The 20987-nt window shown below is 70.1% G+C and carries 16 protein-coding genes; 9 read left to right on the top strand and 7 right to left on the bottom strand.

The features are described from left to right. Positions 1-220: 220 nt before the first annotated feature. Positions 221-1651 carry an aldehyde dehydrogenase family protein gene (locus AAHM41_RS28850; protein WP_342240067.1) on the top strand — a complete coding sequence of 477 codons (1431 nt, stop codon included), beginning with the start codon at positions 221-223 and terminating at the stop codon, positions 1649-1651. Between the two features lie 64 nt (positions 1652-1715). Here AAHM41_RS28850 and AAHM41_RS28855 read toward each other — a convergent pair whose 3' ends face one another. The 3 genes from AAHM41_RS28855 to AAHM41_RS28865 all read right to left on the bottom strand — a co-directional run bounded on the left by AAHM41_RS28855 (position 1716) and on the right by AAHM41_RS28865 (position 4230). Further along, positions 1716-2228, bottom strand: a complete 513-nt coding sequence (locus AAHM41_RS28855; protein ID WP_342240068.1) for a MucR family transcriptional regulator — start codon at positions 2226-2228, stop codon at positions 1716-1718. A gap of 295 nt (positions 2229-2523) precedes the next feature. Continuing rightward, positions 2524-3468, bottom strand: a complete 945-nt coding sequence (locus tag AAHM41_RS28860) for a threonine/serine dehydratase (RefSeq protein WP_342240069.1) — start codon at positions 3466-3468, stop codon at positions 2524-2526. A gap of 108 nt (positions 3469-3576) precedes the next feature. Continuing rightward, a complete protein-coding gene (locus tag AAHM41_RS28865) occupies positions 3577-4230 on the bottom strand; it encodes a MarC family protein (RefSeq protein WP_342240070.1) in 654 nt (217 codons plus the stop codon). Positions 4231-4764: 534 nt separating this feature from the next. On the opposite strand from AAHM41_RS28865, the gene AAHM41_RS28870 reads away from it, so the two are divergent. Beyond that, a complete protein-coding gene (locus AAHM41_RS28870; protein WP_342240071.1) occupies positions 4765-5049 on the top strand; it encodes a phytanoyl-CoA dioxygenase family protein in 285 nt (94 codons plus the stop codon). Positions 5050-5070: 21 nt separating this feature from the next. Next, positions 5071-5706: a chloramphenicol phosphotransferase CPT family protein gene (locus AAHM41_RS28875; protein ID WP_342240072.1), complete on the top strand. Its 636-nt coding sequence runs from the start codon at positions 5071-5073 to the stop codon at positions 5704-5706. A gap of 11 nt (positions 5707-5717) precedes the next feature. On the opposite strand, the gene AAHM41_RS28880 is transcribed toward AAHM41_RS28875, so the two are convergent. Next, a complete protein-coding gene (locus AAHM41_RS28880) occupies positions 5718-6800 on the bottom strand; it encodes a C45 family peptidase (protein WP_342240073.1) in 1083 nt (360 codons plus the stop codon). 253 nt (positions 6801-7053) lie between these two features. Here AAHM41_RS28880 and AAHM41_RS28885 point away from each other — a divergent pair, with 253 nt between their 5' ends. From AAHM41_RS28885 to edd, 4 genes are all read left to right on the top strand, one after another. After that, entirely contained in the window at positions 7054-9906 is a 2853-nt protein-coding gene (locus AAHM41_RS28885; RefSeq protein ID WP_342240074.1) for an ATP-dependent Clp protease ATP-binding subunit, read from the top strand. A gap of 172 nt (positions 9907-10078) precedes the next feature. Further along, complete coding sequence (gene zwf / locus AAHM41_RS28890) at positions 10079-11557, top strand: glucose-6-phosphate dehydrogenase (RefSeq protein ID WP_342240075.1); 1479 nt, start codon at positions 10079-10081, stop codon at positions 11555-11557. A 3-nt stretch (positions 11558-11560) separates the two neighbouring features. Further along, complete coding sequence (gene pgl / locus AAHM41_RS28895; RefSeq protein WP_342240076.1) at positions 11561-12259, top strand: 6-phosphogluconolactonase; 699 nt, start codon at positions 11561-11563, stop codon at positions 12257-12259. A gap of 129 nt (positions 12260-12388) precedes the next feature. Then, entirely contained in the window at positions 12389-14200 is a 1812-nt protein-coding gene (gene edd / locus AAHM41_RS28900; protein ID WP_342240077.1) for a phosphogluconate dehydratase, read from the top strand. A gap of 118 nt (positions 14201-14318) precedes the next feature. Here edd and AAHM41_RS28905 read toward each other — a convergent pair whose 3' ends face one another. Then, on the bottom strand, positions 14319-15401 hold the full coding sequence (locus AAHM41_RS28905; protein WP_342240078.1) for a YeiH family protein: 1083 nt from the start codon (positions 15399-15401) through the stop codon (positions 14319-14321). A gap of 174 nt (positions 15402-15575) precedes the next feature. On the opposite strand from AAHM41_RS28905, the gene AAHM41_RS28910 reads away from it, so the two are divergent. After that, positions 15576-15944: an NADPH-dependent FMN reductase gene (locus tag AAHM41_RS28910; protein ID WP_342240079.1), complete on the top strand. Its 369-nt coding sequence runs from the start codon at positions 15576-15578 to the stop codon at positions 15942-15944. A 28-nt stretch (positions 15945-15972) separates the two neighbouring features. Here the strand turns inward: AAHM41_RS28910 and AAHM41_RS28915 are convergent, their stop codons facing one another. Both AAHM41_RS28915 and AAHM41_RS28920 read right to left on the bottom strand, forming a co-directional pair. Beyond that, entirely contained in the window at positions 15973-17565 is a 1593-nt protein-coding gene (locus AAHM41_RS28915) for a peptide chain release factor 3 (protein WP_342240080.1), read from the bottom strand. Between the two features lie 80 nt (positions 17566-17645). Then, entirely contained in the window at positions 17646-19712 is a 2067-nt protein-coding gene (locus tag AAHM41_RS28920) for a M3 family metallopeptidase (RefSeq protein WP_342240081.1), read from the bottom strand. Between the two features lie 234 nt (positions 19713-19946). Here AAHM41_RS28920 and pstS point away from each other — a divergent pair, with 234 nt between their 5' ends. Further along, the gene (pstS, locus tag AAHM41_RS28925) at positions 19947-20987 is read left to right on the top strand and encodes a phosphate ABC transporter substrate-binding protein PstS (RefSeq protein ID WP_342240082.1); all 1041 of its coding nucleotides are present in this window, start codon (positions 19947-19949) and stop codon (positions 20985-20987) included.

The raw sequence follows: 20987 nt of genomic DNA on the forward strand, positions 1-20987 counted from the left end.
CCCCCCCCCCCCCCCCCCCCCCCCCCCCCCCCCCCCCACGCTCTGTCGGTCAGGCTCGGCGAAAGAGGCCAGGGGCCGCGCATGGCCGGTCCCCACCTGCCGGCGCTTCCCCGCCCCCGGGCCGTGGTCTAACGTCCATCAGCCCGTCGCGGGAGGCGACGGATGCGACGGAGGGCCGGGCCGCAGGCTCCCCTCCGCCCCACGACCGAACGAGGTTCAGATGGCGCACGAAACGCAATTCTACATCGACGGCGCATGGGTCGACCCGGTCACGCCGAAGACGCTCGACGTGATCGACCCCTCGACCGAGGAGGCCTTCGCCAAGATCTCGCTCGGCTCGGCCGCGGATGTCGACCGCGCGGTGGCGGCGGCGAAGCGGGCCTTCCCGGCCTTCGCCCGCACCAGCCGCGAGGAGCGCCTGGCCCTGCTGCGCCGGATCCTCGAGATCTACAAGCGCCGCGCCCCCGACATCGCGCTCGCCGTGTCGCGCGAGATGGGCGCGCCGCGGCAATTCGCGCTCGACTCCCAGACCTGGGCCGGCGACGCACATCTGACCCGGATCATCGAGGCGCTGGAGACCTTCCAGTTCCAGCGGGCCAAGGGCACGTCGATGGTGGTGAAGGAGCCGGTCGGCGTGGTCGGCATGATCACCCCGTGGAACTGGCCCCTAAACCAGATCACCTGCAAGGTCGGCCCGGCCCTGGCCGCCGGCTGCACCATGGTGCTGAAGCCAAGCGAGATCGCGCCGCTCGACGCCGTCATCTTCGCCGAGATCCTGCATGAGGCCGGCGTGCCGAAGGGCGTGTTCAACCTGGTGAACGGCGACGGGCCAACGGTCGGCGCCGCGATCTCCAGCCACCCCGATGTCGACATGGTGTCCTTCACCGGCTCGACCCGCGCCGGCATCCTGGTGGCCAAGGCCGCGGCCGACACGGTCAAGCGGGTGCATCAGGAGCTGGGCGGCAAGTCGGCCAACATCATCCTGCCGGACGCCGACCTGAAGCGGGCGGTGACCAAGGGCGTCGCCGGCTGCTTCGGCAACAGCGGCCAGTCCTGCAACGCTCCGACCCGGATGTTCGTGCCGCTCGAGCGCGAGGACGAGGCGATCGGCTACGCCCGCGCGGCGGCCGAGGGCTACAAGGTCGGCCCGGCCGATGCGGCGGACACCCAGCTCGGCCCGGTGGTCAGCCAGCTGCAATACGACAAGATCCAGAAGCTGATCGAGGCCGGCATCGCCGAGGGGGCGGAGCTGGTGGCCGGCGGCCCCGGCCGGCCGGAAGGGCTGAACCGCGGCTACTTCGTCCGCCCGACCGTCTTCGCCCGGGTGACGCCGGACATGACGATCGCGCGCGAGGAGATCTTCGGCCCGGTGCTGTCGATCCTGACCTACGAGACCGAGGCGCAGGCGATCGAGCTGGCCAACGACACCCCCTACGGCCTCGCCGCCTATGTCCAGTCGGGCGACCTGGAGCGGGCGCGGAAGGTGGCGTCGCAGCTGCGCGTCGGCAATGTCCACATCAACTACCCGGCGTGGGACACCGCCGCGCCGTTCGGCGGCTACAAGCAGTCGGGCAATGGCCGGGAATACGCCGAATTCGGCCTCGAGGAGTTCCTCGAGATCAAGGGCGTGATCGGCTACGAGGCGGCCTGAGTCCTCACCGGAGCCTTCCTGCGGGAAGGCTCCGGCCTTGCTCGGGGCCGCCGGCTGGGACGATTCAGGCGGTGCGCCGGGAGCGCTGCTTGCCGGCGCGGCGGCGCAGCTTCTCCGTGCCCAGGCCCTGGGCCTTGGCATAGACCGACTTCGAGCGGGCGTAGTTCGGCGCCACCATCGGGTAGTCCGCCGGCAGGTTCCACTTGGCCCGGTACTGTTCCGGCGTCATGCCGTAGGTGGCGCGCAGCCAGCGCTTCATCATCTTGAAGGGTCGGCCGTCCTCCAGGCAGATGATGTAGTCCGGCGTCACCGACTCCGACACGGGCACGGCCGGAACGGCGTGGGGCGAAGCGATCGCGGGATCATCCTGCGTCCGGCCGCTCTCCGCGGCACTCGCCGCCGGCTCGGCATCCACAGCCGGATCCCGCTGGATCGCCGCATTGCGGGCCTCGATCAGCGACAGATGCACGTTCCGGATGAGCGTCGGCAGGCTCTCGCTGTCCACCGCATTGTGGGAGACGTGGGCAACGATGATCTCCTTGGTGAACTTCAGAATCTCGTCGTTCAGCGTCGACATCGCGCCTCTCCCATCCTGCCCTGCAGTCCCCGCGGTCCCGATCCTTGCTGTCGAGACTGCTCTGCTTGCGATCAATGCCACAAGCCGAGAACAGCCATAAGGTTCCATGGGATTCAGAAAAAAGTTTTGTGTTCTGTCCTATTTCCTTCCAGTTCACCCTGAGATTGGATTGTAATCCGCGCGCAGCATGATTGTTGCCCGACTCTCGCCAGCCCATCCGGCCGTGATGACTGAAATCAATTCGAGAGAGCCTGCTCGGGCGGAATCCTTGCTCAGGATTCCGCAAATCCTCCCGTCAGCGGTCGAAGTCGACCGCGACGGTGTTGCCGCCGCTGACCACCACGCCGACCCGCTCGCCGGGGGCCGGGCGGTAGCGGCCGGACAGGAGTGCGGCGAAGGCGGCTGCTCCGCCCGGCTCGGCGACGATGCGCAAGCCCTGCCACAGGGCGCGCTGGGACTCGCGGATCGCATCGTCGGTCACCAGCACTGCGGCGGTCCCGTGCTGCCGCAGCACCGGGAAGACCAGCTCGCCGATCCGCTTCGGTGCCAGGCTGTCGGCGGCGATGCCGCCGGTCTCGGCATCGACCGGGCGGCCGGCTTCGAAGGCCCGGTGCAGGGTGGGCGACGCCTCGGGCTCGACCCCGACGACCTTGACCCGCCCGCCATACCAGGCGGCGATGCCGCCGATCAGCCCGCCGCCGCCGACCCCGACCAGCACCGTGTCGAGATCCGGTGCCTGGCTTTCCAGCTCCAGCGCCAGCGTGCCCTGGCCCAGCATGGTCTCGGCCTGGTCGAAGGCGTGGACGGAGAGGGCGCCGGTGGCCGCGACCCAGGCGTCGCAGGCGGCCAGCGCGTCGGCATAGCGGTCGCCGCCGACCACCAGATCGGCGCCGGTGCGGCGGATCCGCTCGATCTTGGCGGGGGAGGAGATGCTGGGCACGAAGATCCGCGCCGGCAGGCCCAGCGATGCCGCGGCATGGGCCACCGCCGCGCCGTGATTGCCGCCCGACGCCGCGGCCACGCCGGCCGCCGGCACGTCGCGGGTCAGCAGGTTGGCGAAGGCGCCGCGAGTCTTGAACGACCCGGCATGCTGCAGCAGCTCCAGCTTCAGGGTGATCGCGCCGGCATCGATGCCGAAATCGCGCCCCGCCGCCTCGACCACCGGCGTCCGCCGGATATGCGGCCGGATCACCGGCTCGATCCGCGCGATGCCGTCCCGGTCCACCCGCGTTTCCGACATCTCGTCTCTCCTGGCTTCGGATCGGCGTTTCAGCCAAACACTTCGTCACATTGCTAATTCTCTTCCGGCCAGAAGGCAACAGGCGGGACGGCCGGCCGGATCGCAGCGCTACGGCGACAGCGAATGGACGAAGTCGCTGATGCCGCCCAGCGTGATCTGGGTGCCGACGCACAGCAGCAGGAAGGCCATCAGCCGCGACAGCACGCGCACCTGGGACTGGCCGAGGAAGGCGACCAGCCGGTCGGCCGAGGAATAGGCGACCCAGACGCCGATCGCCAGCACCAGCGCCGCCGCCGAGGCGCCGAGCACGAAGGGCAGGAAATCCGGCTGCCCGACCGGCAGGTTCGAGCCGATGGCGATGGCGACGGAAATGGTGCCGGGGCCGGTGGTGAAGGGCATGGTCAGCGGATAGAAGGCGACCGCGTCGATGCCCTCGGCCTCCGACGCCTGCTCCTGCTTTCGCTCCTCCTGCTGCTCGGGCGACTGCAGCAGCCGCCAGGCGCTGGCGGCGACGATCAGCCCGCCGGCGATGCGCAGCGCCGACAGGCTGATGCCGAAGAAGCTGAGGACATAGGCGCCGCCCCACAGCGCGCCGAGCATCACCAGGGCCGAGTAGATCCCGATCTTCCGCGCCAGCTGCAGGCGTTCGGCATGCGACCGGTCGGCGGTGATCTGGCTGAAGATCAGGGCGGCCGCGATCGGGTTGACGATCGAGAACAGCGCGGAGAGGGTGAGCAGAAAGGTCTGGATCGAACCGCTCATCCGCGACTCCGAGCTGTTGGGCCACAGCCTGACCGATCTGCCCGGCCGGCCGCAACTGTCCGGTCAGCGCCGCCATCCCGGAAGGGCGGCATCGAGGGAGTTGCGCTGCGAGCCCCGTCGCTTTAGCTGGGGGCATGGCTTCATCCGCCTGGCCTGACCCGAACATGCTGCGTTTCGCTCCGCATGGTGCGCAACGTCTCCGATCGGCGATGACGAACGCTGGGCTGCACGGCCTCGAGACTGCGTTTGCCGGCCTGCCGCCGGACCGTGCCGGCATCAGGCTGCGCGGGATCGCTGCCCTGCGACCCCTCCTGTCGGTGGATGGGCCGGTCGGCGCCGTGGCGGCCACGATCCTGGGTCACGCGGCCCGTCCGGTCCGCGCGATCCTGTTCGACAAGTCACCGGCCGCCAACTGGACGCTCGCCTGGCACCAGGACCGCACCATCGCGGTGCGGGAGCGCATCGAGGTCGATGGCTTCGGGCCGTGGACGGTCAAGGACGGCCTGCTGCACGTCGCCCCGCCCTTCACAGTGCGTGACGCTGCGCGTCCATCTCGACCCGGTGCCGATGGCCAATGCGCCGCTGCTGGTGGCGCCGGGATCGCACCGCCTCGGCCGGATCGCAGAGGTGGAGGTGGCGGACGCCGTCCGGCGCTGCGGCATGGCCGCCTGCGTCGCCGAGGCCGGCGACATCTGGCTCTACGCGACGCCGATCCTGCACGCCTCGGAGGCGGCCCGGCAGCCGGCCCGCCGCCGGGTGCTGCAGGTGGATTTCGCGGCCGGCGATCTGCCGGGCGGGCTGGACTGGGCGGGGCTGTGACATCGAAGCGAGGGCAGGCGAATGACCCAGGAACCCGGACGGATCGTCGTCCTCAACGGCGCGCCGCGCTCCGGCAAGTCGAGCATCGTCGCGGTGATCCAGGAGTGGGATGACGGCCCCTGGATGAACCTGGGCGTCGACGTCCATGTCCGGCATGTGACGTCGCCGCGCTACCGGCCCGGGATCGGCCTGCGGCCCGGCGGCGAGCGGCCGGAGCTCGAGGCCTGGGTGCCGCTGCTCTACGCCGCCCTCTACGACTCGATCGCCGCGCATAGTCGGCTCGGGTTGAACGTGGTGGCCGATCTCGGCCATCACGATGCCCATTCGGTGCCGCTCGGCATCCTGCCCGACTGCGCCCGCCGGCTGGCCGGCCTGCCGGCGCTGCTGGTCGGGGTGCGCTGCCCGGTCGAGGAGGTCATGCGCCGCCGCCGGGCCGGGCAGGCGGGGCGGGAGGGCGAATACGCCGTCGCCGCGGCCGATGAGCCGGTGCCGGAGGCGGTGCTGCGCTGGCAGCGCGAGGTGCATCTGCCCGGGATCTACGACCTCGAGCTCGACACCTCGGTGCTGAGCCCGCAGGACTGCGCCGCCGCGATCCGCCGGCGCCTCGACGACCCGACGCCGCCCCTTGCCTTCCGCCAGTTGGCAGAGCAGGCCTGAGACCGGGCCGCTCAGCCCACCCGCAGCGTCGCCCAATCGGCAACGGAGGGGGCGCCGCCGGTGTAGTGCAGGGTGGTGACGTCGCCGAACTCGTAGATCACCGCCGTCAGCGTGCAGCCCTTGTCCGGCGACGCGGCCGGGTCGGGCACGATCGAGACCGGCGACGCCGGATCGTCGCGCGAGGCCAGGACGGCCTTCACCGCCGCCAGGTCTGCCGGCGCCGCGGGATCGGCCAGGCGCCGCTCCAGCGCGGCGCAGCGCAGGCCCGAATCGGTGCGCCAATCGTCGCCGATGCCGCCGGCGGCGAAGTCCCGGCTGGCCAGGGGGTGGTTTGTGTGCCACAGCCGGTCGGCGCCGGGCCGGTGCTCGGCCTTGGCTCCGGCCGAGCATTCCAGCATGGCGACGCCGTGCCGGTCGCCGAGCACGTAGTTCTGGCCCGAGGCATGGTCGACCGTGGTCAGGAAGCGCGTCGCCGCCGTCCGGTCCGGCTGGGCCAGCGCGCCGCGGACGACGAAGGCGACCGGCAGCCCGGTGCGGCTGTGGCTCAGCTGGATCAGGGTGTTGACGCACAGGCCGAAGCCGCGGGCGGTCACGCCCATCAGCCCGATCATGCCGGCGCAGGTGAAGATCAAGGCCGGACCGCCCTTCGCGTCGGCGACGCGCAGCACCGCCTGGAGCCCCTCGCGCCATTGCGGCAGGTCCAGCGTCTGCGCCACCCGGGCTGGCTGGCCGTCGCGCGGCGCCAGGGCCAGGCTGCTGCAATGCGCCGGCCATTCGGCGCCGCCATACCACCATTCCTCGTCCAGCAGCTGCAGGGCGAAGATGATCTCTTCCGGCTGGCCGGCGCCTTCGGCGATGCCCCGGATCTCCGCCTCCAGCTCCGGCGTCCAGCGGGCGATCGCCGATCCGAAATCGGTGTCGGCCAGGAAGCGGTCGAGGAAGGTGCGAACTCCACCGCCGGTCCGGTGCTCGACCCGGCGGCTCCAGCGCTCGACCATCTCGGCGATCTGCGGCCGCAGCGCCGCGCCATGCGCCCGGCCGCGCTCATGGGGCGAACCGGCGATATCGACGATCGGCATGGTATCGGTCCGCATCCGCCACTCCTCTGCTTTTTGATTTCATGAAAAGCATAACAAGGAAGCGCGGCCGGATGCAGGCGTCAAGGGGAGAGAGGCCGACGCCGCGATGCTTAAATTCGCGTTTCGGCGGGTGCATGATGGCCCCGCGCCGGAACCGCCGCCGACGCCAGACGTTGGCGGGAACGGGGAGCAGCCCAACTTCCGACCCGGACGCGTGCCGGGCTGTCCTGCAACAGGCCGAAGGCCGATCGGACCCGGAGACGTCACCATGCCCCAGAAGCTCTGCGACATCTGCAAGGAGCGGCCCGCCACCGTGCGGGTCACGGTGCTGCAGAACGGCCAGCGCCGGCAGCTCGATGTCTGCGACTATCACTACCAGCAGCTCGCCCGCCACCAGCGCCCTGTCTCGCCGCTGGAGGCACTGGTCCGCGGCTCAGGGCTGGAGGATTTCTTCGGCCAGACCGTGCCCGCCGGCGGGACGCCGCGGCGCGGCCCGCCCGGCCCCGAACAGGCGGCCCTGAACCTGCAGAGCCATTTCAGCGAGCAGTCGAAGGAGCTGCTGCAGCGCGCCGCCGCACGCGCGATCCAGTTCGGCAAGCGCGAGGTCGACACCGAGCACCTGCTGTACGAGCTGGCGGAAAGCGAGGTGATCCAGGCGATCCTGCGGCGCTTCAAGATCTCGCCGGAGGAGCTGCGCGCCTATATCGACCAGAACGCCATGCGCGGCACCGAGCAGGCCGGGCCGCGCACCGAGATCGGCGTGTCGCCGCGGATGAAGGCGGCGCTGGACCAGGCCTTCCTGATCTCGCGCCAGCTCGGCCACTCCTATGTCGGGCCGGAGCACATGCTGCTGGGCCTGGCCCAGGTACCGGAGAGCTTCGCCGGCAACCTGCTGCGCAAATACGGGCTGACGCCGCAGGCGCTGCGGCAGCAGACCGTGCGCACCGTCGGCACTGGCGCCGAGGAGGGGCGGGTCGAGGGGCCGTCCAACACGCCGCAGCTCGACAAGTACAGCCGCGACCTGACCGCCCTGGCGCGCGAAGGCAAGCTGGACCCCGTGATCGGCCGGTCGAAGGAGGTCGAGACCACGATCGAGATCCTGGCCCGGCGCAAGAAGAACAACCCGGTGCTGATCGGCGAGCCCGGCGTCGGCAAGACCGCGATCGTCGAGGGGCTGGCGCAGCGCATCGTCAACAACGAGGTGCCGGACACGCTGCGCGACAAGCGGCTGGTCGAGCTCAGCGTCAACAGCCTGGTCGCCGGCTCCAAGTTCCGCGGCGAGTTCGAGGAACGCGTCAAGCAGGTGATGGACGAGATCGCCGAGCACCGCGACGAGCTGCTGCTGTTCATCGACGAGGTCCACACCATCGTCGGCGCCGGCCAAGGCGGCGGCGAGGGCGGGCTGGACGTCGCAAATGTGTTCAAGCCGGCGATGGCGCGCGGCGAGCTGAACCTGATCGGCGCCACCACGCTGAACGAGTACCAGAAGCACATCGAGAAGGACGCGGCGCTGGAGCGGCGCTTTCAGCCGGTCTTCGTCGCCGAGCCGACGGTGGAGCAGACGGTCAACATCCTGCGCGGCCTGCGCGACCGGCTGGAGGGCCACCACAAGGTGACGATCCAGGACCAGGCCTTCGTCGCCGCGGCGGAGCTGTCGGACCGCTACATCTCCGGCCGCTTCCTGCCGGACAAGGCGATCGACCTGATCGACCAGGCAGCCGCCCGGGTGCATCTGTCGATCACCTCGCGCCCGGCCGACATCCAGGAGCTGGAATCGGAGGTGGCGCAGCTGAAGCGCGAGCACGCCTATGCCAATTCACGCAAGCGCTTCGACCGCGCCAAGGCGTTCGAGGAGCAGGTCGCCGAGAAAGAGAAGACGCTGACCGAGCTGACCGACGAGTGGAAGCACCGCATCGGGTCCAGCACCGCCGAGGTCACGGTCGAGCACATCGCCGAGATCGTGTCGAAGCTGACCGGCATCCCGGTCACCGAGCTGACGGCCGAGGAGAAGGCCAAGCTGCTGCAGATGGAGGAGCGGCTGCACCGCCGCGTGATCGGGCAGGAGGAGGCGATCCAGGCGGTCAGCGACGCCGTCCGCCTGTCCCGCGCCGGGCTGCAGCACGGCCACCGGCCGATCGCCAACTTCCTGTTCCTGGGCCCGACCGGTGTCGGCAAGACCGAGCTGGCCAAAGCCCTGGCCGAGGTGGTGTTCGGCGACGAGGACGCCATCATCCGCGTCGACATGAGCGAGTATATGGAGCGCCACGCCGTGTCCCGGCTGATCGGCGCCCCGCCGGGCTATGTCGGCTATGACGAGGGCGGCCAGCTGACCGAGCGGGTGCGCCGCCGGCCCTACAGCGTGATCCTGCTGGACGAGATCGAGAAGGCCCACCCCGACGTCTACAACGTGCTGCTGCAGGTGTTCGACGACGGCCGCCTGACCGACGGCAAGGGCCGGGTGGTCGATTTCAGCAACGCGCTGATCATCGCCACCTCGAACCTCGCCTCCGACATCATCATGGGGCGGCAGAGCCGGATCGGCTTCAACTCCACCTCGAACGGCGTCAAGGGCGACGTCATGGGCGTGCTGCGCCAGCACTTCCGGCCGGAGTTCCTGAACCGGATCGACGAGATCATCATCTTCCACGCGCTGACCGACGACCAGATCAAGCAGATCGTCCGGCTGCAGCTGGACGGCGTGATCAATACGGCGCGCGGGCAGGACATCGATCTGGTGGCTGACGAGTCGCTGGTCGACCACCTGGCCGCAGAAGGCTACCAGCCGGAATACGGCGCCCGCGAGCTGCGGCGCCAGATCCGGCAGCTGGTGGAGACCCGGCTGGCCAAGGGCTTGCTGAAGGGCGAGGTGAGGGAGGGCGACCGCGTCGTCTTCCGCTACGACAAGGGCGAGGTGACCTACAAGGTCGAGGCCAAGCCGCCGGCCAAACCCGCGAAGCCGGCCAAGGCGAAGGCCGCCAAGCCGGCCCGGGCCGCCGCCAGGAGCGGCAACGGCAAGGCGGCCCCGGCGAAGCGCGCCGCGCCGGCCAAGGGCAAGGCGGCCGGGACCGGCAAGGGCAGGGGGGCGGCCAAGAACGGCCCGTCGCCGCGCACCCGGGGCTGATCTCCGGGCATCTGCCCGTCTTTTGAGCAGGCGCGGGCCCGGCAACGGGGCGAGCCCGCGCCTGACTCAACCGACGCATGCGTGCGGCCGGCCCTCGATCGCAACTTCGCTCTGGCACTCGGCGGCCCACCCGCCGATAACAGCGGCTCGATTTGGTCCGAGGGTTGGATACATGATCGCGCGCGTCATCGCCGTGGAGCCATTCGACATCGTCGTGTTCGGCGCGACGGGAGACCTGTCCCAGCGGAAGCTGCTGCCGGCGCTGTATGAGCGCGACAAGGCCGGGCAGGTGCCGCCGGAGGCCAGGATCATCGGCACGTCCCGCCGGCCGCTGTCCGATGGAGAGTTCCGGGACTTCGCCCGCAAGGCGATCCTGGAGCATGTGCCGTCGGCGGAGCAGAGCGGCACGGTGCTGGACGATTTCCTGGCCCGCCTGTCCTACGTTCCGGTCGACGCCGCGGCCAACAAGGGCTGGGAAGGCCTGGGCGAGGCGCTGGGCACGAATGCCGACCGCATCCGCATCTTCTACCTCGCCACCTCGCCCGACCTGTTCGGGGAGATCTGCGGCCAGCTGGGCCAGCACGGCCTGGTGACCGAGCGGTCGCGGGTCGTCGTCGAGAAGCCGGTCGGCAAGGACCTGGACTCCGCCCGGGCGCTGAACGACGCCATCGGCAAGGTCTTCCCCGAGGAATCGACCTACCGGATCGACCACTATCTCGGCAAGGAGACGGTGCAGAACCTGATGGCGCTGCGCTTCGCCAACGCCCTGTTCGAGCCGCTGTGGAACTCCTCGCACATCGACCATGTCCAGATCACCGTGGCCGAGAGCCTCGGGGTCGAGGGCCGCGCCGGCTACTATGACGGCGCCGGCGCGCTGCGCGACATGGTGCAGAACCACATGCTGCAGCTGCTCTGCCTCGTGGCGATGGAGCCGCCGACCTCGATGGACGCGGATGCGCTGCGCGACGAGAAGCTGAAGGTGCTGAAGGCGCTGAAGCCGATCGCGGACGGCACGGTGAACAACATCACCGTGCGCGGCCAGTACCGCGCCGGCGCCTCGGCCGGCGGCGCGGTGCCGGGCTATCTCGACGAGCTCGGCGACCCGGGCAGCCACACCGAGACCTTCGTCGCGCTGAAGGCGCAGATCGAGAACTGGCGCTGGGCCAATGTCCCGTTCTACCTGCGCACCGGCAAGCGGCTGGCGGCGCGGATGTCGGAGATCGTCGTCACCTTCCGCGCCATCCCGCATTCGGTGTTCGACGGCTCGGCCGGCACCATCTCGCAAAACCACCTCGTCATCCGGCTGCAGCCGGATGAGGGCGTGAAGTTGTGGCTGATGATCAAGGATCCGGGCCCGGGCGGCATGCGCCTGCAGCACGTGCCGCTGGACATGAGCTTCGCCGAGGCCTTCAACGTCCGCAACCCGGACGCCTATGAGCGGCTGGTGATGGACGTGGTCCGCGGCAACCAGAGCCTGTTCATGCGCCGCGACGAGGTCGAGCAGGCCTGGACCTGGGTCGACCCGATCATCGAGGCGTGGCACGCGTCGAAGGAGCCGCCGAAGCCCTACACTGCTGGGACCTGGGGCCCGTCCGCCGCGATCGCCCTGATCGAGCGCGACGGCCGCACCTGGCACGAGGACGAGGACTGAGCCATGCCGATCGCCCGCCACGACTTCCCGACCAATGAAGCGCTGGCGAGCGGTCTCGCCGATCATGTCGCGGCGGCACTGACGGCGCGGCTGGCGCGCTCCGGCCGGGCCGCGCTCGCCGTTTCCGGCGGGCGCACCCCGACCCGGTTCTTCGAGGCGCTGTCGCAGAAGCCGGTCGAATGGGCGCGGGTCGACGTCACTTTGGTCGACGAGCGCTGGGTGGGCGAGGACTCCGACCGTTCCAACGCCGCGCTGGTCCGGCAGCATCTGCTGCAGGGCCCGGCCGCGGCGGCGAGCTTCATGCCGCTGCATGTCGACACGCCGACGCCCGAGGACGGGATGGCGCAGGTCACGGCGCGGATCGCCGCCCTGCCGCAGCCCTTCGCCGCGGTGGTGCTGGGCATGGGCGATGACGGCCACACCGCCTCCTTCTTCCCCGGCGGCGACCGGCTGGCACAGGCGCTGGACCCGGCCGCCGGGCAGCTGCTGGAGACCATGCGGGCGCCGGCGGCCGGCGAGCCGCGCATCACACTGACGCTGCCGGTCTTGCTCGCGGCGGACACTCTGTGTCTTCATATCGAAGGGGCGGGCAAGCAGCGCGTCCTGGAGGCGGCCCTGGTGTGTGGCCCGGCCGAGGCGATGCCGATCCGTGCCGTGCTGACCCGGTCCGAGCGGCCGGTCGAGATCTTCTGGTGCCCGTAGAGGCACCGCCGGAAGGCTAAGAAAAAACTTCAACATAGTGTGCTAACGTATTGATCATGCCGCATGATCGGGTCGGAGGGTGCTGTCTGGCCTGGTCGGCGGCGAGACAGTGACCAAGGAGCCAGCCCGATGGTGCAAGCCCGCATAGCCGAGGTGACCGAGCGGATCGCGCGGCGCAGCCACGACGCCCGGTCCGCCTATCTCGACCGCATCGCGCACGCGGCCGAGGCCGGCCCGGCCCGCCGGCGCCTGGGCTGCGCCAACTTCGCCCATGGCTTCGCCGCCTGCGGCATCGACAAGGGCGCGCTGCGCGAGGGCGAGGGGCCGAACCTGGCCATCGTCACCTCCTACAACGACATGCTGTCGGCGCATCAGCCCTTCGAGCGCTACCCGGACCTGATCCGGCAGGCGGCGCGGGCGGTCGGCGGCACCGCCCAGGTCGCCGGCGGCGTGCCGGCGATGTGCGACGGCGTCACCCAGGGCGAGGCGGGGATGGAGCTGTCGCTGTTCTCGCGCGACGTCATCGCCCTGTCGACCGCGGTCGCCCTGTCGCACCAGATGTTCGACGCCGCCGTGTTCCTCGGCGTCTGCGACAAGATCGTGCCGGGGCTGGTGATCGGGGCCCTGTCCTTCGGCCATCTGCCGGCGGTGTTCATCCCGGCCGGGCCGATGACCTCCGGCCTGGCGAATGATGACAAGGCCAAGGCCCGCCAGCTCTACGCCGAAGGCAAGGTCGGGCGCGACGCCCTCTTGGAGGCCGAGGCCAAATCCTATCACGGGCCGGGCACCTGCACCTTCTACGGCACCGCCAACACCAACCAGATGCTGATGGAGATCATGGGCCTGCATTTGCCGGGCTCGTCCTTCGTCAACCCGAACACGCCGCTGCGCGATGCCCTGACCATCGAGGCGGCGAAGCGGGCGCTGGCGATCACGGCCCTGGGCAACGAGTTCATGCCGGTCGGCCGGCTGATGGACGAGCGCGCGGTGGTCAACGGCGTGGTCGGGCTGCATGCCACCGGCGGGTCGACCAACCACACCATGCATCTGGTCGCCATGGCCGCGGCGGCGGGCATCACCCTGACCTGGGACGATTTCTCCGACCTGGCCGAGGTCACGCCGCTGCTGTGCCGCGTCTATCCGAACGGCAAGGCCGACGTGAACCATTTCCACGCCGCCGGCGGCACCGGTTTCCTGATCCGTGAGCTGATCGGCGCCGGCCTGCTGCACGACGACGTCGCCACCATCTGGGGCGGCGGGCTGGACCGCTACACGGTCGAGCCGGGCCTGGACGACAAGGGCGAGGTGGTGTGGCGCGACGCAGCGACGGCCAGCGGCGACACCGCGGTGCTGCGCGGCGCGGCCGAGCCGTTCCAGACTACGGGCGGCCTGCGCGTGCTGGATGGCGACCTGGGCCGGGCGGTGATCAAGACCTCGGCGGTGGCGCCGGAGCGCCATGTGATCGAGGCACCGGCGAAGATCTTCCATTCGCAGGAGGAGTTGCAGGCGGCGTTCCGCGCCGGGGCGCTGGACCACGACTTCATCGCCGTGGTGCGGTTCCAGGGCCCGAAGGCCAACGGCATGCCGGAGCTGCACAAGCTGATGCCGCCGCTGGGCGCGCTGCAGGACCGCGGCCGCAAGGTGGCGCTGGTCACCGACGGCCGGCTGTCCGGCGCCTCGGGTAAGGTGCCGGCGGCGATCCATGTCACGCCGGAGGCGGCGGTCGGCGGCCCGATCGCCAAGCTGCGCGACGGCGACATCCTGCGCCTCGACGCGGTCACCGGCCGGCTTGAGATCCGCGACATCGACGCTGAGGAATGGGCCGCGCGGGAAGACGCGACGGTCGACCTGGCGCCGTCGCATGTCGGGGTCGGCCGCGAGCTGTTCGCCGCCTTCCGCCACGCCGCCGGCCGCGCCGATGCGGGGGCATCGATCTTCTGATTCCCACCCAAGAGAATCGTCATGGCGAGCCCCGAAGGGGCGTGGCCATCCAGGGCGGCTCGCATCGGCCCCTGGATGGCCACGGCGCTGCGCGCCTCGCCATGACGGGTTTGAGGGACTAGACGATCCCGAGCAGCCGGATCAGGCCGAAGCTGATGGCGCCGAGCACTAGCAGCGACAGCGTCACGGCCGCCGTGACCCGGCCGCCCGCCTTCGCCACGCTGAGCAGGTCGGTGCTGACGCCGAGCGCGGCCATCGACAGCACGGTCAGCCAGGTCGCCGCCGTGGCGGCCGGGGCCAGCACCATCTCCGGCAGCAGCCCGAAGGAGCGCAGCACGGCCAGCAGCAGGAAGCCGTCGATGAACCAGGGCACCAGCTTGTGCCACGGCATCCGGCCCCTGGCGGCGGCGTCCTCGTTGCGGCGGCGCGTCACCAGCGTCAGCACCAGGATCATCGGCCCCAGCATCAGCACGCGCACCAGCTTGACCAGGGTGCCGAGCTGGAGCGCGATCGCCCCGATCGGCGCGGTGGCGGCCAGCACCTGCGGCACGGCGTAGACGGTCAGCCCGGCCAGCACGCCGTACTGCACCTCGCTGATCTGCATCAGCGCCGGCAGGAACGGCAGGCCCAGCACCACCAGCACGCCGAGCACGGCGGTGAAGGCGATCGAGGCCGCCACCTCCTTGCCGTCGGCGCCGATCACCGGAGCCACCGCGGCGATGGCGGAGTTGCCGCAGATCGAGTTGCCGCAGGCGACCAGCACCGCCATGCGGTGGGGCAGGCCGAGCAGGCGGCCCATGCCGTAGCTGGCGGCGATGGCGATCACCACCACGGCAGCGATGCCGACCAGCAGCAGCGGGCCCGCGGCCACGATGGCGCCGACGCTGACCGAGGCGCCGAGCAGGACGACGGCGATCTCCAGCAGCGTCTTGGCGCTGAAGGCGATGCCGGGCGTCCAGCGCTGGCTCGGGCTCCACAGCGTGCGCACCAGGGCGCCGACCAGGATCGCCAGCACCAGTGCCTCCAGCCAGGCATGGCCGAACAGCCCGGCCTCGAGCTGCTCCAGCCCGAGAGCGGCCAGGGTCACCGCACCGCACAGCAGCAGGCCGGGCACCAGCCGGGCGCCCGGGATCGACCCGAGGATCGTCGCCGGGCGGCTGGTCGAGGAGGCGGAGAGGCGGAGCGGATCGGTGATCGCCATGACAGTCTCGATGCAGAACTGTCATGAACATGATCTGCCACGTTCAAGCGATCCAACACATTCATTTTTTGGAATCGATCGATTTTGTCGATCGGTCTGTATTTTGAGGACGCGCCTGGAGGGCGGTGGGAGGCCGGCTTACGATCCTCTTGGGCCAACAGCCGCGGTGATCCCGTGAGAATCTTCGCCATCTCCGGCAGCCTGCGCGCCGGCTCATCCAACACCGCATTGCTGCGGGCCATGGCGGCTTTGGCGCCGGCCGGGGTGATGAAGAACGCGCTCGACTGGGTGGTGGCCACCGGCGAGTTCGTCGACAAGCCGGTGGCGCTGATCAACGCCTCGCCGCGGGCGCATCACGCCCAGGATGCCCTGACCGAGACGCTGGTGGTGATGACGGCGCGGACGGTGCCCGAGGCCTCGATCGCCGTGCCGCTGCTCGGCCGCAAGCTGCCGGAGGGCGGCATCCTGGCCGATGCCGAGATCGCCGGCATCCTGCGCGGCGCGATCGAGGCCTTCGTTCGGGCGGTCGAGGCCTTTGCGTAGGTTGGGTTCGCGGTAGCGAACCCAACAGTCAGGCCGTCTGCTCCTTGGTCTTCAGGAAGCGCAGCGCCGGGTTCTCCTTGGTCACGGTGTCGAGGTGCCAGGCACTGCGGGCCAGAAAGACCGGGGCGCCGTCATGGTCTTCGGCCATGGCGCTGCGCAGCCCGTCCTGGAACGACTTCAGCGCGATCGCGTCGTCCGACTCGACCCAGCGCGCGGTGTAGTAGGGCGCCGGCTCGAAATGCACCGGGATGCCGTATTCCGTGCGGATGCGGTCGGCCAGCACCTCGAACTGCAGCGCGCCGACCACGCCGACGATCCAGTTGGCGTCGAGCAGCGGCTTGAACACCCGGGCCGCGCCTTCCTCGGCCAGCTGCTCCAGCGCCCGGCCGAGATGCTTGGCCCTCATCGGGTCGTCCGGCCGCACCCGCTGCAGCAGCTCCGGCGCGAAGCTGGGGATGCCGGTGAAGCGCAGGTCCTCGCCCTCGGTCAGCGCGTCGCCGATGCGCAGATTGCCGTGGTTGGGGATGCCGACGATGTCGCCGGCCCAGGCCTCCTCGGCCAGCTCGCGGTCCTGGGCCAGGAACAGCACCGGGTTGTGCATGTTCATCAGCTTGCCGGAGCGGACATGCTTCAGCTTCATGCCGCGCTTGAAATGGCCGGAGGCGAGGCGGACGAAGGCGATGCGGTCGCGGTGCTTCGGATCCATGTTGGCCTGGATTTTGAACACGAAGGCCGAGACGTCGCTCTCGGTCGGGTCCACCGTCCGGCCCGCCGTCGGCTGCGGCCGGGGCGAGGGGGCCAGGGCGCCGATGCCGTCGAGCAGCTCGCGCACGCCGAAATTGTTGACCGCGGAGCCGAAGAACACCGGCGTCAGATGACCCTCGCGGAACATCTCCAGGTCGAAGTCCGGGCACAGGCCGCGCGCCATCTCGACCTGCTCGCGCAGGGTGGCGACCGCGTCGGCCGGCAGCAGCGCGTCCAGCTTCGGGTCGTCCAGGCCGGTGCAGGTCTCGCCGAGCTCAGGCAGGGCCCCCTTGGCCCCCTTGGCCATCAGCACCAGCCGGTCGTGGAACAGGTCGTAGCAGCCCAGGAAGCCGCGGCCGCTGCCGATCGGCCAGGTCGCCGGGGTGACGTGCAGCTGCAGCTCCTGCTCGATCTGATCGAGCAGGTCGAAGGGATCGCGGCTCTCCCGGTCCATCTTGTTGATGAAGGTGGTGATCGGCACGTTCCGCATGCGGCAGACCTCGAACAGCTTCCGGGTCTGCTCCTCGATGCCCTTGGCCGCGTCGATCACCATCACCGCGCTGTCGACCGCCGTCAGGGTCCGGTAGGTGTCCTCCGAGAAGTCCTCGTGGCCCGGCGTGTCCAAGAGGTTGAAGGTGTGGCCGTCATAGTCATAGGTCATCACCGAGGCGGTGACGGAGATGCCGCGCTCGCGCTCCACCTTCATCCAGTCCGACCGGGCGCGGCGCTGCTCGCCGCGGGCCTTGACCGCGCCGGCCATCTGGATGGCGCCGCCGAACAGCAGCAGCTTCTCGGTCAGCGTGGTCTTGCCGGCGTCCGGGTGGGCGATGATCGCGAAGGTGCGGCGGCGGTCGATGGGATCGATGTTCGAAGGCATGGCGGGGTCAGTCATACAATGCAAAAGCAGGCCGCGCGATGGCGGCCTGCATGGACGGGCGAATGGAAGGGCCCCGGCCGCTACATCAGCCCGTCCCGCCGCAGCAGCGCATCCGGGTCCGGCTCGCGGCCGCGGAAGCGCTTGTACAGCTCCATCGGGTGCTCGGTGCCGCCGCGCTCCAGGACGTTCTCCTTGAAGCTGCGCGCGGTCTCCGGGTCGAACAGGCCCTTCTCGCGGAACAGCTCGAAGGCGTCGGCGTCCAGCACCTCGGCCCATTTGTAGCTGTAGTAGCCGGCGGAGTAGCCGCCGCCGAAGATGTGGCTGAAGCCGGAGGAGGTGTTGGCCTCCGGGATCGGCGGCAGCACCTGGGCTCGGGCGGTGGCGCTGCGCTCGAACTCCGGCACTGAGCCGATCGTGGTCGGGTCGCCGTCGTGCCAGGCCATGTCGAGCATGGCGAAGGCGGTCTGGCGCAGCGACTGCCAGCCGGCCATGAAGCGGGCGCTGTCGCGGATCTTCTGCACCAGCTCCGCCGGTAGCTTCTCGCCGGTCCGGTAGTGCCTGGCGAACAGGTCGAGCCCGTCCTTCTCCTGCACCCAGTTCTCGAAGATCTGCGACGGCAGCTCGACGAAGTCCCAATACACGTTGGTGCCGCCGAGCGAGCGGTAGGTGCAGCGCGACAGCAGGCCGTGCAGGGCGTGGCCCATCTCGTGGAAGAAGGTCCGCACCTCGTCATAGGACAAGAGCGACGGCCGGTCCGCCGTCGGCTTGGTGAAGTTGCAGACGATGGCGACATGCGGCCGCTTGATGCCATCGCGATACAGGCCCTGGTCGCGATAGGTGGTCATCCAGGCGCCGTTGCGCTTCGAGGCGCGCGGGAAGAAGTCGGCGTAGAACAGGCCGACATAGCGGTCCTCGGCCTTGTCATAGACCTCGTAGGCCTTCACGTCCGGATGCCAGACCGGATAGGCGTCGGACGGGCGGAACACCAAGCCGTACAGCCGCCGGCAGTGCTCGAACACGCCGTCGATCACTTGGCTCAGCGGGAAATAGGGCCGCAGCGCTTCCTCGTCGAAGTCGAAGCGGTGCTGCTTCAGCTTCTCGGAATAATAGCCGACGTCCCAGGGCTGCAGCGGCTCCGGGCCGCCGAGCGACTTGGCATGGGCCTGGATGTCGGCGAGGTCGCGCTCCGCCGCCGGCTTCGAGGCGGCCAGCAGCCGGTCGAGGAAGGCGTGCACGGAGGCCGGCGTCTCCGCCATCCGCTTCTCCAGCACGAAGGCGGCATGGGTCGGATAGCCCAGCAGCTTGGCGCGCTGGAAGCGCAAAGCCGCGATCTCCTTGACCAGCGGCTGGTTGTCGAACTCGCCGCCGAAGGCGCGGGCGTTGAAGGCGCGCCACAGCTGCTCGCGCAGCTCGCGGCGGTCGGCATAGGTCATGAACGGGACGTAGCTCGGCGCGTCGAGCGTGATCAGCCAGGCCTCGGCCCGGCCGCGCTCCTCCGCCGCCAGCTTCGCCGCCTTGACCGCGCCCTCCGGCAGGCCGGCCAGATCGGCCTCGTCCTCGATCCACAGCGTGAAGGCGTTGGTCGCCTTCAGCACATTGTGCTGGAAGTCTGGGGTCAGCTTGGCCAGCCGCTCGTCTATCGACCGCAGCTCGCCCTTCTCATTGTCCGACAGCAGGGCGCCGTTGCGGACAAAGCCTGTATAGGTGTCGTCCAGCAGCCGCGCCTTCTCGCCGGACAGGCCCAGGCCCTCCCGCTTGTCCCACACCGCCTTGACCCGGGCGAAGACGCGCGGGTCGAGCGAGACGTCGGAGGAGAAGTTGGCGCTCCTGGCGCCGAAATCGGCGGCCAGCGCCTGCAGCTCGTCCGAGGTCCGGGCCGAAAGCTGGTTGTAGAAGACCGAGGAGACGCGGTCGACCTCCTGGCCGGCCTGCTCCAGCGCCACGACGGTGTTCTCGAAATCCGGAGCCGCCGAACTGGCCAGGATCGCCTCGATCCGCCCCTTGGCCTCGGCGATCGCATGGTCCAGCGCCGGCAGGTAGTGCGCAACCTCGACGCGGTCGAACGGCACCGCCTGGTCCTGGAGCGGCGAGGGCGCGATCAGCGGGTTGGCGCCGGTGTCGAGGGTATCGTTGGCTTGCGAGTCCATGCGGCCGGGTGTGTCCAGATGTCGGGGCGGAAGATCGGGCGGTGCAGAGGCAATATAGGGATGGGTCCCCACCTCTGCCAGCGGAACGCCACCCGCGGCCGGCGGCGCCTTAACGGAACAGTCATCTCCGTCGTTTAGACTGCGTTTCTAGTAAAAATATATCCAACGAACGGGGCGATCTTGGTCTCGACATTCCTTCGTCTCCGGCCTGGCGCGGCGCCCTGCCGGCTTGCGGTGGCCGCAGCCTTCGCCCTGGTCGCGGCGGCGTTGGTGGCGCCGGCCCGGGCCGAGCCCATCCGCGGCTCGGAATCGACCTTCGCCTTTCCCATCATCGCCGCCTGGTCCGACGGGTTCCTGCGCGACCGCGCCGATGGCGGCGACTTCGTCAGCAACGATGCCGGGGTGGATTACGAGCCGGTCGGGTCGCTCGGCGGGATCATGCGGCTCGGCCAGCCCGAGATCGACTTCGCCGCCTCGGATGCGCCCCTGTCGCCCGCGGAAACGAGCAAGCGCGGGCTGGCCCAGTTCCCGATCGTCCTCGGCGGCATCGCGCCGGTGGTCAATCTCGACGGCATCGCGCCGGGACGGCTGAAGCTGACGGGCGGCGTCCTCGCCGACATCTATCTCGGCAGGATCGATCGCTGGAATCACTCGGCCATCCTGGAGCTCAACCCGGACCTGGCGCTGCCCGATCTGCAGATCGGCGTGGTCCACCGGTCGGACGGGTCGGGATCAACCCTGACCTGGACCCGGTTCCTGTCCCGCACCAGCCCAGAATGGCGGCAGCAGGTCGGCGCCGACACCCTGGTCGCCTGGCCCCGCGGCGCCGGCGCCAAGGGCAGCTCCGGCATGATCGAGGCCGTGCAGCGGACCAAGGGGGCGATCGGCTATGCCGAATTCGGGCAGGTCCAGCGCAGCGGGCTTGTCTTCGCCCAGGTCCGGAACCATGCCGGCGCCTTCGTGACGCCGGGCCCGGAGGCCTTCGCGGCCACCGCCCGGGCCGTGCGCTGGGATCCCGCACAGGACTTCCATGCCGATCCGGGCGAGGTCGACGCGGCCGGCGCCTATCCGCTCACGGCCGCGACCTTCATCCTGATGCACAAGCGCGACCGGTCCGAAGGGCGCACGCTGCGGACGCTCTACTTCCTGACCTACGCGCTGGACAAGGGATCGAAGGAGGCGGCGGCGCTCGGCTACGTGCCGCTGCCCGAAGATCTGGCCGGGGCGGTCAAGGACTACTGGCGCGCCTCGCTTCCCGGCGGCGCTGGCCTCTAG

Source organism: Inquilinus sp. OTU3971 (genome assembly GCF_038440215.1).

Coding starts and splice junctions, on each gene's coding strand:
- AAHM41_RS28850 (WP_342240067.1), top strand. CDS start 221: ATGGCGCACGAAACGCAATTCTACATCGACGGCGCATGGGTCGACCCG.
- AAHM41_RS28855 (WP_342240068.1), bottom strand. CDS start 2,228: ATGTCGACGCTGAACGACGAGATTCTGAAGTTCACCAAGGAGATCATC.
- AAHM41_RS28860 (WP_342240069.1), bottom strand. CDS start 3,468: ATGTCGGAAACGCGGGTGGACCGGGACGGCATCGCGCGGATCGAGCCG.
- AAHM41_RS28865 (WP_342240070.1), bottom strand. CDS start 4,230: ATGAGCGGTTCGATCCAGACCTTTCTGCTCACCCTCTCCGCGCTGTTC.
- AAHM41_RS28875 (WP_342240072.1), top strand. CDS start 5,071: ATGACCCAGGAACCCGGACGGATCGTCGTCCTCAACGGCGCGCCGCGC.
- AAHM41_RS28880 (WP_342240073.1), bottom strand. CDS start 6,800: ATGCGGACCGATACCATGCCGATCGTCGATATCGCCGGTTCGCCCCAT.
- AAHM41_RS28885 (WP_342240074.1), top strand. CDS start 7,054: ATGCCCCAGAAGCTCTGCGACATCTGCAAGGAGCGGCCCGCCACCGTG.
- zwf (WP_342240075.1), top strand. CDS start 10,079: ATGATCGCGCGCGTCATCGCCGTGGAGCCATTCGACATCGTCGTGTTC.
- pgl (WP_342240076.1), top strand. CDS start 11,561: ATGCCGATCGCCCGCCACGACTTCCCGACCAATGAAGCGCTGGCGAGC.
- edd (WP_342240077.1), top strand. CDS start 12,389: ATGGTGCAAGCCCGCATAGCCGAGGTGACCGAGCGGATCGCGCGGCGC.
- AAHM41_RS28905 (WP_342240078.1), bottom strand. CDS start 15,401: ATGGCGATCACCGATCCGCTCCGCCTCTCCGCCTCCTCGACCAGCCGC.
- AAHM41_RS28915 (WP_342240080.1), bottom strand. CDS start 17,565: ATGCCTTCGAACATCGATCCCATCGACCGCCGCCGCACCTTCGCGATC.
- AAHM41_RS28920 (WP_342240081.1), bottom strand. CDS start 19,712: ATGGACTCGCAAGCCAACGATACCCTCGACACCGGCGCCAACCCGCTG.